This is a genomic window from Clostridium drakei, assembly GCF_000633595.2.
Lineage (GTDB): Bacteria > Bacillota > Clostridia > Clostridiales > Clostridiaceae > Clostridium_AM > Clostridium_AM drakei.
Genome location: NZ_JIBU02000027.1, coordinates 24,699 through 38,868 on the forward strand (window position 1 = coordinate 24,699; position 14,170 = coordinate 38,868).

Genomic DNA, 14,170 nt, shown 5'->3' on the forward strand with positions numbered 1-14,170 from the left:
TGAAGTGCCAAAGTATAGGTTGGCTGAGTATAATAATCCTATAGACAATATACCTTTAAGTCATTTCTTTATATAAAGAGGAAGAAGACAATAAGGAGGAATATTATGTGTAAAGTAAATGATAATTATTTGAAGCTGCAAGGAAGATATTTATTTTCATCTATAGGAAAAAAAGTAGCTAAATTTAAGGAGAATAACCCTGATAAAAAGGTTATTTCTTTGGGAATTGGTGATGTAACTCAACCACTAGCACCAGTTATTATAGACACGTTGCATAAGTCAGTTGATGAAATGGGACATAGAGATACTTTTAAAGGATATGCACCAGATTTAGGTTATGAATTTTTGAGAAGTGTAATTATAAATGGTGACTATGAATCTCGTGGGGTTGATATTTCAATAGATGAGGTATTTATAAATGATGGAATAAACAGTGATGCAGGTAATATTCAAGAACTATTTAGTATAGATAATAAAGTTGCTGTTTGTGATCCTGTATACCCTGTATATGTTGATTCGAATGTAATGGCTGGAAGAGCAGGAACATATGATAAGGCTACTCAAATGTGGAGCAATGTCATATATATGCCATGTACTCCAGACAATAATTTTGTGCCAGATATTCCAAAGGAGATACCAGATATAATATATCTTTGTTTTCCTAACAATCCAACAGGAACAACAATTACAAAGGATAAGCTTCAAGTTTGGGTTGACTATGCAAATAAAGTAAAAGCAGTTATTATATATGATGCTGCCTATGAAGCATATATTTCAGAAGATAATGCAGCTCATACAATTTATGAGTGCGAAGGTGCAAAAAAATGTGCTATTGAGCTTAAGAGTTTTTCAAAGAGTTCTGGATTTACAGGATTGAGGCTTGGATATACAATTGTCCCAAAGGAACTTAAATGCTCAGAGGTTTCTTTAAATCCGCTTTGGGCTAGACATTATGGAACTAAATACAATGGTACACCATATATAGTTCAAAGGGCAGGAGAAGCTGTTTATACTGAAACTGGAAGGCGACAGATAAAAAAGCAGATTGATTATTATAAGAACAATGCGAAAGTAATGCTGGAAGGATTAAGAAAAGCAGGTTATTCTGTGTATGGAGGTGTAAATGCACCATATATATGGTTAAAGACACCAAATAATATGACTTCATGGGAGTTCTTTTATTACTTATTAGAAAAAGCAAATATTGTAGGTACACCAGGAAGCGGCTTTGGACCAGTGGGAGAAGGATACTTTAGACTTACAGCCTTTGGAACTTATGAAAATACATTAGAATCAATTGAGAGAATTAAGAAACTCTAGAAATACTAAAGATTAAAGTTGAGAAACAAAAATAGATAAAAAAGTGAGTGAAAGATATGAATGATTTAAAAAAAGTGATTAATGAAATAACAGAAGAAGAGCTTATAAAGGTAGTTATAAGTAATAAAATCAATAAAGATGTTAAATATAATAAAATAACTTTTGCCTTAAAAGAAAACAAGGGAAAACAATATTATCAAATAGAAAAGTTTACTGATAAGCAGGTTTTTCACGAAAACATTGATATGGATATGTTAGAAGAAAAATTGACAGAGTGTGTGCAAGATAATTATAGACAGCTTTCTGCCTGGTCCAGCATGCATACCTTTGATTTGAAAATATCCAAGAAGGGTAAAGTATTTTTAGGTAAAAAGAAAGAAGAAAAGACAAAAGCATTAAATAAAAGTCATAACAAAGAGAAAAATTATATTTTAAAAGAGGGTATGCTTATAGAACCTTTTATTGATTTAGGAATCTTCACAAAGGAAGGTAAAATTGTTAATTCAAAATATGATAAATATAAGCAAATAAACAGATTTATAGAAATTATTGATGATGAAATTAAGAAAAGTGATTTTAAAGAACTTACTATATTGGATTTTGGATGTGGGAAATCCTATTTAACCTTTATACTATATTATTATTTTGTTGAAATTAAAAAAATAAATGTAAATATTATAGGATTGGATCTTAAAGAGGATGTCATTAAAAAGTGTAATGAAATAGCTAAAAAATATAACTATGAAAATTTACACTTTGAAATTGGAGATATAAATGGATTCAAGTATAATAATAAGGTTGATATGGTAATCACATTACATGCTTGTGATACAGCAACGGATTATGCTTTGTATAATGCTATAAAGTGGAATACCAAAATGATTTTCTCTGTTCCTTGTTGTCAGCATGAGCTCAACAGTCAAATGAAAGCAGAAACATTATCTATACTCACAAGGTACGGCATAGTACAGGAAAGAGTTGCAGCACTTATGACCGATGCTGTTAGAGCTAATTTATTGGAATGTGTGGGATATAAAACTCAGCTTTTGGAGTTTATAGACATAGCTCATTCACCTAAAAATATACTCATTAGAGCAGTAAAAGGAAATGTGTCTGAGGAGAAGAGATCTAAGGCTTTGGATGAAGTGAAAAATTTAATTAAACAGTTTAATTTTGATCCAACACTGTTTAAATTATTGATGAAAGATAACTTACTTGAAATATAGTATTTGATTTTAAATATATAGAATCATTCACAGTACAATTATAATATGATAAATTTGACAAGTTAAAAAAAATATGCTATGTTGAATTAAAATGTTAAATAGTTCGGGTGGACACCTACCGCAAACAAAGGTTTTTTGTTTGTGGTATTTTTTTTACAAGGAGGTATATATGATTAATTTATTTTGGCCTATTATTATTGTTGTAATAGCAAATACCCTATATAACATCAGTGCGAAATTGGTACCTGTTCAGGTACATCCTTTAGCATCACTTTCTATAACATATTGTACTGCAGCTTTATTATCTATAATGTTATTTTTTATTACAAGTGAGAACAAAAATGTAATTGCTGAAATTCAAAAAGCAAATTGGACTGCTGTGGTTTTGGGTTTTTCAATTGTGGGACTTGAATTTGGGTATATTTACATTTACAGAGTTGGTTGGAATGTTAGTACAGGTTCACTTGTAGCAAATATCAGCTTAGCCTGTGTTTTATTGATTGTTGGTGTTGTTATATATAAAGAGAATATTTCATTGCATCAAATTTTTGGAATGGTTTTATGTATGATTGGTCTTTTGTTAGTAACTAAATAGTTGAAAAATGATAAATAAATACCAATCCGACACTATGAAAATAATGTCGGATTTTTTAATTTAGACAGATTAGCCTTCAAGAGCAGCTGCTACCATTGCCTTCACATTTTCGACTTTAGCATTTGCTGGTATACTGCAGCCTGATGACATAATAAGTCCCTGGGGTGCGAATTCGTCAATCAATCTTCTAGAATATACGTACACTTCATCTGGAGTACCTAAAGTCAAAAGAGAAGGAGAAACATCGCCCATGAAGCACATATGTCCTTTTAATACTTCACCTGCTTCGAAAATATCAGTTGTACTATCTGGTGAGAATATACATTTTCCTTTAGGCAAATCAAGAAGATAATCTATAAATCTGTCCCAGCACATGTCTAAATGAAGATAAGCAATAGAACCTTCTTCTACAATTATGTCTATAAGTCTTTTTGTGTATTGCCATGAAAATCTTTCAAATGCTTTTAAGGATAGAAAATCACCTGCTTCTCTTGCGCCTCCTATAAATACAGCAAAGGGCTTTGCAGAGCGAATTTGTTCCCTTAATGCTTTTTCACTTTCTTCTGCCATAACATCCATAGCTGCTTGAACCTTATTAGGAATCCTATGCAAGTCCATAAGAAATTTGGATATTCCACGAGCAGGGCACAAAGCACCAAATGGTGAGCCGGACATTACACGGCCATTGCATAATGGTACAATTCCTGCGTCAACAAAATTTTGTTCTATTTGTTTAGTAAATTTATCGAAATAGGCTACTTCTTCAAGACCTTCAGGTATATGTTTTTTGGCATAATCTAAGAAAAAGTGATTCCAACCTTTGTTAATTATAATATCATAGTCGTCTACAGTCATATAGGATTTCTCATCAATTTGCCAGATCATGTTATCAGGCAGTTCTCTTCCAGGTACTTTAATTTTAGAAAGAAAAAATGCACCCATTGATGGAGGATAGGTCCCTGGTATTTCTATACAGTCAATGTCTCCAATTGCCTGCATACCTTTTAATAGTTCCAGATTGCCATATACTACATCAGTAACAAGATCAGATAGCTTTCCTCCACCAACTTTGGTGCAAAAAGCATCTGCATTAAATATAATTGGTACTCTATCTGCTTTTTTCATGTCTATTACAGTTTTAAGTCTGTTAAGATGCTCATCATATAATTCTTTTCCTGTTTTCATATTAATATATCCCCCCATATTTTTATTCGATGGCTACCATCCGTAACACTCCCATCCTCTTAAGGTGGGAGATAACGGCTGACACGCCCCTGAATAAGTTCTTCTAAGACTCAGATGGAGAAAGGCATTCCTCATAAGCAAACTCCATCTGAATCTAAGAATCACTTGATATTGTCTTTAAGACGATAGATTTTGTGATTTTGAAGATTTTAAACTTATTATTAAGTCAATAACTACATAAGCAGCAAAACATACAAGTGATAGCATAAATGGAAATCTCAAAGATGTGATGTTAAAGGCTTTTTCAATAAATGCAAATACAAAGCCTGAAATAAAGCCTCCTAGACTCATAAATGCCATGACTATGGACATTGCAAAAGCAGTTTGTTCTGATGGAACAGATCTTCCTACACGCATCATAATAGTTGTACCAGCAAGATTAAAGCCTATACCAACTATAGTTGCTCCTATTATAAAAAAGGTTAAATTAGTTCCATATGCAAAGAATATAAATCCTATAGTTGTTAATATAACACCAACAGGAATTGTAAATCTGTCAAGCTTACGGAAGGCAGTACCAAAGACAGTTCCTGCTATCATTCCACCAATAGTGAACATAGTAAGCGCAACTCCAGCTCCAGCTGAGGTTCCATAATGATTTGAAAGTACTAAGGATGACATCCCTGTAAGCATTGGATATAGTAGAAGCATTAAAATTCCATATATAGTTGACCAAATATATGCAATGGTTGGCATTTTAGCTCTCGTATTATTAGTCTTTGAAGTTAAAGGAAGCTTAGGGAAAAATAATATAACTACAATTAGTGGTACTGCACCTAAAAGGTATGTTAGGAAAGTAAATCGCCAGTTAATTGCACAAAATATACCACCAAGGAGCTGAAATGCTATTCCGCCAATATTTCCAACAACAACTCCCATACCCATAAGATTTTCTGCTTCCTTAGATTCAAAAAGATTTAATATAAGGGCGTTTCCAAGAGGGGATATCATTCCAAGACCAGCTCCAAAAATACCCCTCATTATGAGAATTAAGATGAAGTCGTTAAAAAAATAAGGGCCAACCCCACCTATTAAAAATAGAGTTACTCCAATAATAGTTAGATTTTTGAAGCTTACAATTGTACCAGCTAGTTTTCCTGATATTAATGAAAATGGTACTAGAAGCAAAACTGGTATGGTGGCAATAAGTACGATTATACTAAAAGGTATATTGGGGTAAGCTTCAGCTATACTTGCAAGAGCAGGAGAGGTAGCACCAGTTGCCATTACTAAAAATGCAATAGATAATATTGATAGTATCCAAAATGCTTTCTTGCTTTTTGTAATTTCCATTATTTCACCTCTTTATTTTAGTATTTATTAAATCTGAAACTAAGAATCACTTGATGATTCTAAAGCTGCGGCAATCATTGCCTTTACATTTTCTACTTTTGCATTTGGTGGTATACAGCATCCTGCAGCCATAATAAAGCCTTGTGATGCAAATTTGTCAATTAGTTTCTTGCTGTAATCATATACTTCATCTGGTGTAGCTAAAGTTAAAAGTGAGGGTGAAACATCTCCCATTATACACATATGTCCTTTAAGCATTTCTCCAGCTTTGAAAATATCTGTTGTGCTGTCAGGGTGAAAAATACATTTTCCTTTTGGAAGCTCAAGTAAGTAATTTATAAATCTATCCCAGCATAAATCTGAATGTAAATAAACATAGGCACCTTCTTCAACTGCAATTTCTATACTCTTTTTATAATAGGGCCATACAAATTCTTCAAAAGTCTTTTCTGAAATAAAGTCACCAGCCATACGTGCTCCACCCGAAAATACTGCTAGAGGTCTGTCTGCATGTATTGCATTTCTTAAGCTTTCATAACCTTCCTCAGCCATAACATCCATAACTGCCTTTAACTTATCTGGTATTTTTCTTAAATCTTTAACGAATTTTCTTATTGAACGGCCGGCAATCAAGGTTTCATAAGGTGCACCAGCCATAGCATTGCCTATTATAGCTACAATACCAGCATCTTTATATTTTTGAGCTATCTTTGGAGTTAGTTCTATGATACTACTCATTATACTTAAAGGATCTCCCAATCTGTTTTTACAGAAATCCATGTAAAAATTATTCCAACCTTTATTGATTATGGTATCGTAATCGTTTTCTGTCATGAATCCAACTTCATCAATTTGCCAAAGCATATCATCAGATAGTTCACGCCCAGGCAGCTTTATATTTGAAAGAAAAAAAGCTCCTTTAGTCTGAGGAAAACATCCATACCCTAGAGTACAATCAATATCGCCAAAGGATTTCATACCTTGAAGTAAAAGATCATTTCCATATTCCATATCTGTCACAAGGTCGGACAATTTTCCACCAGCTGCCTTAACACAAAATGCATCTGCATTTAAGTTTATAGGCACTCTGTCTGTTTTCTTCATTGATATTGCCTTCTTTAGTCTTTCAAAATGTTCATTATATAGATCCTGACCAGTTTTCATATAATTAATACCCCCTTAACTTATATATATATTGTTTATTCTAATAAGCAAATTTTACTTAAAGCTAAGAATTATTTGATATGAAATTACTTCTATAATATAATTATAAATCCTTTAGAGTTTACAAAACATCTTGCACATGTTAAAAAATGAGTTTACAAAACATTACAATTTGTAATATACTTTACTTGTGTGTGAGGTGATTCTTTGTGAATAGGGGCATTGGAGAGCCTTCTTTTAATTCTGAAAATTTACAATTGTATAAATATAAGGAAGAATTATTGGAAGCAGTAATACATGATAAAGGCATACAACATATAATAAGTATTGGATCTAAACTTATTGGAAATCCTGTTGTATTTAATGATACAAGCAGTAAGATAATAGCTAATTCTAATTATGACAAGTCTGTTGGTATTTATTGGGATGATCATATTAAAAAGGGGTATTTTTCTAATAAGGCAATGATTACCACAAAGTTTAAAAAAATATCCGAAAAGATTGATAGAAGCAGTTCTCCTATTATGTTAAGAGGCATGGATGATAACAATATGATTATGACAAAAGTTGTAATTGACAATATTGATATAGGATATATAGTAGCAACTGATGCAGAAAGACCTTTTAAGAATGAAGATATTGAGCTTGTGACATTGTTGTGCCAGGTAATTGAAACCGTAATGAGGAATGATAAATTTTATAAGTACACTAAAGGCACTGTTTATGAAGGCTTTTTTAAGGATCTTTTGGAAAACTCCATTAGAGATAACGAACTGATTATGGATAAAGTAAGAGCTTTGAATTTGGATATTGATTCAGGTATTTATATACTTACCTTTGAAGAAAAACAATATTCTCAAAAAAAGTTACCACTAACATATTTGAGACATAAAATTTCGGGAATTATTACAGAAAATAAATCACTAGTATATAATAATTATATTGTATTGCTTGTTAATACACATACAAAAGTTGATATTTTTGAAAATCAGTATGACACTATGAGAAAATTTCTTCAAAAAAATAATTTGTATGTTGGTATAAGTCAATGTATAAAGGATTTTACCAACTTGCAATATTACTTTAATCAATCATTAAAAGCAATTGAACTTGGAATGAGAATTGATATTAATGAAGGATTTTATTTATATGAAGATTATGTAATATATGATTTGCTGAATAGTCATTATGTTTATGAAAACTTGGAAAAATTTTGTCATCCTGAATTATATTCATTAATTAAATATGATCATAAAAATAATACATGTCTAACTAAAAGTCTGTATGTCTATTTAAACAATAATGAAAATCAATCGGCATCTGCAAATATTTTGCATATTCACCGTGCAACAATGTGCTATCGAATTAATAAGATAGAAAAGATTATGAAAATAAAGCTTGATAATGCAAATATCATACATCATTTGTATTTATCTCTTCATATTTTTGAACTTATGAATAAAGATGAGTTTATGATGGAAATAAACAAACTATAGCAATAGGGTATTTACTTAAAAAATATAATAATATAAAAATGTTGCGATTTAATGGTGCAGTGGAAGTTTGAATTTTAACTTTTATTCCGTGATATATGATAAGTGGTTCATCACGGCTAAATGTTTTAATTATTCTAAAGCTCGAAGTTTTTGAAAGTCTAAGAACTTTGTCAAACTCGGTTCCCTCAGACAGGACTAAAGTTCTAAGACTTTCAAAAACTTCGAGCTAAGAATAATACTAAAACAATTTAGCTTATGTGATGAACCACTTATCATATATCACTGCATAAAAGTTAAAATTCAAACTAGTAGCTTCCAAGTGTACGTACATAATTACATTAAACAAAAACCAAAGCTTGATGATATTGCAACGTATTATCATAAGGCAATGAATGAAAATGTGATCATAAAACATTTTGTAAAAAACAAAATAAATATTCTGAAGAAGCACAGACAAACACTTGATTTAGGAATCAATCAGATAAGTGATATAAGTGGTGCAGCAAATTCATTAAAAGAGTTAACTAATTTAAATAATCTTAATTTATACAATAATCAAATCAGTAATATAGATCAATTAAGTAAATTAACTAATTTAAAAACACTTGATTTAAGTCACAATAAGATTAGTGATATAAGTGCATTAAAGGAGTTAACTAATTTACAAATGCTTGGCTTAGGTAACAATAAAATAAGTAATGTAAGTGTATTTAAAAATTTAACTAACTTACGAGAGCTTATCTTGCTTGATAATCCAATAAGTAATGATGATATACAGGCTTTAAAAAATGCTTTACCTAGGTGCGAAATTAATGAGATTAGAGTTAAAAAGCCTAATATATATTTGTATCCAGAAAAAACAGAAGAATTGTCAGTACAAGTTATTCCTCAGGGTAGGATAACTAAATCAATTCCAGAATACAATGGAGGATGGAAGGTAACAGTTGATCCAAATGGAAAGATTGACAATGCTTATGATTTCTTATTTTATGAAGCTTCAATTAATTACAAATTTACTTTGGATAAGGGATGGATTGTAAATAAAGGCAACTTTAATGAAGAAATGAATAGTATATTGACTTCAATAGGTTTAAATTACAAGGAAAAATCAGATTTTATTGAGTACTGGTCAAAAGAATTGAACTGGAAAACCAGTAAATATGCAGTTTATTACCTTGATCCTAAGGAAATAAATGAGGCAATAAAGTTAAATTTATCTAAAGAACCGGACTCTATTTTAAGAGCTTACTTTTATTTTGTACCTATTAAAGATAACCAGAATTTAGAAATTAAAAAGCCTGAAATAAAAGAGTTTAAACGTAATGGATTTACTGTTGTAGAATGGGGGGGAATTGGTAAATAATTTATAGGAAAAATATAAAGATAAGTATAACAAGAACATCCTTAGATTTAACTTATACAAATCTAAGGATGTTCTTGTTATGGATTATCTAATTGAAAATTTCATTACAATAGTTTTATTCATTTTTTTCCCTGAATCAGAAGAAATTTTTTTATTTATAACAAGATAATAAGTTTTTCCTGAAGTATAATTTTTTAAAGGTTCAACTATTAAAGTATCTTTACTTACATCAAACCTTAAATTAACATCTACTTTATTATTAAATTCATCTAATATATATACATTATCTTTGTTTAATGCAGTAGTAGATATATTTTTATTAAACCTTATTTTCCATGATTTATCGTTATCTACATCAGTTTTTTCTTGTAATTGTGTTGAATCATTAATATCTATTGGGTCTGCAATTTCATTAGTTACTGTTACAACACAAGTATCTTCAAAACTTCCATCATCAGATACTGCATTTATATAAACTGTACCAGATTTTACGCCTTTCATAGTTTTTCCATCAAAATAAATTATTCCTTCTGCATTAAATTTCCACTTTATAGAATTATTAGAGGCATCAACTGGCAATACGTTAGCAGCTAGTGAAGTAGTTTCTCCTATTTTTAAGGTTATGTGATGTTTATCTAATTGTACAGCTTTAACAGGAATATTGATAATGTTTAAATTGTATTTTGTTTCAGCAAATGGATACTTTGACATTTCCCAATTATGATCTTTTGCTAATTCATCGTCTGTTAAGTTGTAATAATTGTAACATACATGATTGGGAATATCTGGTACTGGGTCATCCCATGTACAATCTAAATGATACCATTTTTCATTTATATTTACTAAATTCCAGATATGATTATTAATGCTGCTTCCATCTACTTTACCTAAAACAAGTAAATTTTTTATATTTACTTTATTTAACATTTTACATGCTAGAAGCGTATATCCCCCACACATTGTTATTCCATCATGTAAAGCATTATAAGGACTATTTTTTTTAGCAGTTTCATCATAAGCAACATTTGCAACTATGTAATCATGTATAGCTTTCTCTTTTTGATCCTGGGTCATAGAATCTCTTATTATATTTTGAATTATAGAATCCACCTTATTATCTACCCAAATTTCTTCATCATGTGTTAATAAATACGTTACATCAAATTTTATATCTATATTCTTGTCATAGCCAGAATAAGTTGTAATACAGTTAGTAACACAATATCCTGCATAATTATCATATGCAATAACATAATCCATTATTTTATTTGGTAATTTTTGTGAACCTGATAAATCTGAAAGATTTCCTGTATAATGTATTGAAAAATTTGTATTTTTATTAAGTATATTGTCTTTAGCCAATTCTTCTAATTGTTCTATAGTATTACAATTGTTATTATCATATGAAATTAAAGTTTTGTTTATATGTTGTTTGTTATGAATCTTAAAAGTTTTTTTATTTAAGTCATTCACTTCAGTACTATAACTATAATGTTCAATTATGTTTTTGGCCTCAGATGCTTGTACAAAAGTAGGCAAAAAGATAATAAAAAATATAACTAGGATACTGTATGGTAATTTAGTATTTATTTTCAATAATGACACTCCTTTTGATATCAAGTAAATTAAATATAATTAATTATATCATATAAGTTACTTTAATTGATAAATTATATATAGATGTAAAATTATGTGATACGAGAATTCGGTGGAAGTGAAGTAAATTATAATATTAGACAGGATATGTAGAAAAAACAGCAAATAAATAGTAACATAGTATTTGTAAAGAGATTGGAGGGGATAAAGCTATGAGTATGAATGAGCAGCAGGAGATGTTGATAAATGAGCTTGAAAGAAACGTCATATTACTTGCATCAGCAGGTACTGGAAAAACAGAGACTTTGTCCAAAAGAGTTGCAAATATAATTGACAAGGGTAAGGCTGATCCTTCAGAAATATTGTGTATTACTTTTACTAATAAAGCTTGTAAGGAAATGAGAGAAAGAATCGAAGGCATAGTAGGCGCTTCAGCAAAGGACATTACAGTAAAAACATTCCACAGCTTTTGTTTTGATGTAATTAAACAGGAAGCTAAAAAGGGAACGGATGTTTTTACTGATTTTACAATTTTTGATGAAGAAGATTGTAAGGAGCTTATAAAATACTGTAATTATTTTGATTTTTCAGTTTCAACATTACAGAAGTTTATTGATACTGTAAAATTGACCATTGCTAAAAATAATATTTATAGTAATGATACTGTAGAAGATTGTAGTAGTGCTGTTAGAATGATTTTTAAAACAAATGAAGATAAAATAAATCAAATATGTAATGAAAAAGGTAATTTAAATTATGAATTAAAAGAAATTTTAAGGGATAAAGGAAGTATTTTTGTTAATTCTTATAACTCTTTACTTTATTATAATCATGGTCTTGATTTTGCAGATTTAATAATTAAGGCTAAGGAATTGTTTAATAATACAGAGGTAATTAATTCATATATAAATAGATACAAGTACATAAATATAGATGAAGTACAAGATACAAGTATGCTGGAGTATTCCATAATAGAAAAGTTGTTCAAGGAAAACAACGTTCTATTATGTGGAGATAAATTTCAGACAATTTATGGTTGGAGAGGTTCTGAGCCTAATAGGATATTTAAAAGCTTTAAAGAAAATTATGCTCCAAAGGAAATTATATTTAATACTAATTATAGAGCTACAAAAAATTTAACAGAAGCTTCGTTAAAATATCTTGAGAATGCCTTTCCAATAGATATGAGGGATATATATAAAGAAGGTATTGAGAGTGAATCAAAGGATGATGGAGATAAAATTTCATTAAAGATAGCAGATAATTTAAGAGAAGAGGCAAGATTTATATATGATGAAGTAATAAATTTAGAAAAGAAAAATGGAAATGCAGATAATATATGCGTACTCACAAGAGATAATAGATATAATATAAATTTAAGTGAACAATTAAAGAGTATTATGAAACCTGAAGCTGTAAATTTTGAATTTATTTTAGTGGATCAATTTAAATTTTTTAGAAGACAAGAAATAAAGGATGTAATAGCTTTTTTAAAGCTCATTGCAAACAGATATGATTCTATTAGTTTAAAGAGAATAGTGAAGCGACTACCAACAGGGGTAGGAGATAAAACCTTTGAAGCCATTGAATCAGAAAAATACAAAAAGTTAGGTATATCCTTATCAGATTTTATAGATGATAATGTGTTCAAATATGGTGATAAATATTTATTACTTATAGATGAATTTCAGAAGGATAATATTATAGTATTTGATGTGGAGAGTACAGGAGTTGATGTAACTGAAGATGAGATTATTCAAATTGCAGCTATTAAGGTAAATAAAAATGGACAAGTAACAGAGAAATTTGAAAGATTTCTTAAGAACAATAAATCAGTTAAGAATTCAGAACATGTTCATGGTTTTAGCGATGAATTTTTAAAGAAGAATGGAGAAGATAAAAATACTGTTTTAAAAGAATTTGTAAGGTTCTCAGAGGACTCAGTGATAGTTGGACACAATGTTCAATATGATATTAATATATTGACTAGCGAACTTCAAAGAGCTGGATTGGGTAAGCCTAAATTTAAAGCTTTTTATGATACATTAGATATTTACAGAAGATTTCATCCAAATTTACGTAATCATAAGCTTGAAACATTAAGTAATATATTTGAAACTGAAAATAAACCAAGTCATGATGCAATGGATGATATACAAGCTACAAAGGATATTCTTGTAAGAGCCATTAAGGATGATATTATACCTACTTCAATGGAGAGAATATCTTATATGTCAAAACATTTAAAAGCGTTTAACAATGTAGCTTCTAAATTAAATAATCTTTTTGAAGAAGCAGAAGGAAGTAGACCTCATGATATTGTAAATAAAATTGTAAACGGCTTTAGTTTAAAAACTTTATACACTGGAGATGAAGGTAGAGAAAAGATTGAAAGACTTAGGGATTTTTATGTGCTTTTAAGAGAAATTGACAATAAGAATAAAAACAGCAGGGATTCCTTATTAGATATTATTAGAATAACTTCTCTTTCAAATGGTGAGTTGGAATCACTCGTTATTAATAGAACCAAAAAGCCTAGAATACCAATAATAACAGTTCATCAGGCAAAAGGATTAGAGTATGAAACTGTATTTATTTCTGGTGCACAGCAGAATACATTTCCATCATATATGTCAATAAAATCAAATAATCTGGAAGAAGAAAAAAGAACTTTTTATGTGGCCATGACAAGAGCTAAAAAACATCTTTACATTACCTGCAACACTGATGGAAGGTATAAAAGAACAAGAAAAAGTGAGTTTATAGATTTTATACCATCAAGTTATATAAATATAGTATAAAATTTTAATTTAATATAATAAAAATAATGCGAAGCAAAGCCTCGCGTTATTTTTATATTGCTCAAATTGAA

10 protein-coding genes are annotated in these 14,170 nt (G+C 29.6%); 6 read left to right on the plus strand and 4 right to left on the minus strand.

Features of this window, described 5'->3' with window-relative positions; translation table 11 throughout:
- The first annotated feature begins 105 nt into the window (after positions 1-105).
- From EG57_RS0214860 to EG57_RS0214870, 3 genes are all read left to right on the plus strand, one after another.
- The gene (locus EG57_RS0214860) at positions 106-1,320 is read left to right on the plus strand and encodes an LL-diaminopimelate aminotransferase (protein WP_032077976.1); all 1,215 of its coding nucleotides are present in this window, start codon (positions 106-108) and stop codon (positions 1,318-1,320) included.
- Between the two features lie 56 nt (positions 1,321-1,376).
- Positions 1,377-2,546 carry a class I SAM-dependent methyltransferase gene (locus tag EG57_RS0214865; RefSeq protein ID WP_032077977.1) on the plus strand — a complete coding sequence of 390 codons (1,170 nt, stop codon included), beginning with the start codon at positions 1,377-1,379 and terminating at the stop codon, positions 2,544-2,546.
- Positions 2,547-2,715: 169 nt separating this feature from the next.
- The gene (locus tag EG57_RS0214870) at positions 2,716-3,141 is read left to right on the plus strand and encodes an EamA family transporter (protein WP_032077978.1); all 426 of its coding nucleotides are present in this window, start codon (positions 2,716-2,718) and stop codon (positions 3,139-3,141) included.
- A 69-nt stretch (positions 3,142-3,210) separates the two neighbouring features.
- Here the strand turns inward: EG57_RS0214870 and EG57_RS0214875 are convergent, their stop codons facing one another.
- The 3 genes from EG57_RS0214875 to EG57_RS0214885 all read right to left on the minus strand — a co-directional run bounded on the left by EG57_RS0214875 (position 3,211) and on the right by EG57_RS0214885 (position 6,843).
- Positions 3,211-4,326, minus strand: coding sequence for a uroporphyrinogen decarboxylase family protein (locus tag EG57_RS0214875; RefSeq protein WP_032077979.1), 1,116 nt, complete (start codon positions 4,324-4,326; stop codon positions 3,211-3,213).
- Positions 4,327-4,503: 177 nt separating this feature from the next.
- Positions 4,504-5,679 (minus strand): MFS transporter, encoded by a 1,176-nt coding sequence (locus EG57_RS0214880; protein WP_052037933.1) that lies wholly within the window; start codon positions 5,677-5,679, stop codon positions 4,504-4,506.
- 39 nt (positions 5,680-5,718) lie between these two features.
- Positions 5,719-6,843, minus strand: coding sequence for a uroporphyrinogen decarboxylase family protein (locus EG57_RS0214885; protein ID WP_032077980.1), 1,125 nt, complete (start codon positions 6,841-6,843; stop codon positions 5,719-5,721).
- A gap of 209 nt (positions 6,844-7,052) precedes the next feature.
- On the opposite strand from EG57_RS0214885, the gene EG57_RS0214890 reads away from it, so the two are divergent.
- A complete protein-coding gene (locus EG57_RS0214890; RefSeq protein WP_032077981.1) occupies positions 7,053-8,339 on the plus strand; it encodes a PucR family transcriptional regulator in 1,287 nt (428 codons plus the stop codon).
- 319 nt (positions 8,340-8,658) lie between these two features.
- Entirely contained in the window at positions 8,659-9,702 is a 1,044-nt protein-coding gene (locus EG57_RS25485; protein ID WP_052037935.1) for a leucine-rich repeat domain-containing protein, read from the plus strand.
- Between the two features lie 84 nt (positions 9,703-9,786).
- Here EG57_RS25485 and EG57_RS0214900 read toward each other — a convergent pair whose 3' ends face one another.
- Positions 9,787-11,298: a transglutaminase domain-containing protein gene (locus EG57_RS0214900; protein WP_032077982.1), complete on the minus strand. Its 1,512-nt coding sequence runs from the start codon at positions 11,296-11,298 to the stop codon at positions 9,787-9,789.
- A 212-nt stretch (positions 11,299-11,510) separates the two neighbouring features.
- On the opposite strand from EG57_RS0214900, the gene EG57_RS0214905 reads away from it, so the two are divergent.
- Positions 11,511-14,099 carry a 3'-5' exonuclease gene (locus EG57_RS0214905; protein ID WP_032077983.1) on the plus strand — a complete coding sequence of 863 codons (2,589 nt, stop codon included), beginning with the start codon at positions 11,511-11,513 and terminating at the stop codon, positions 14,097-14,099.
- Positions 14,100-14,170 lie beyond the last annotated feature (71 nt).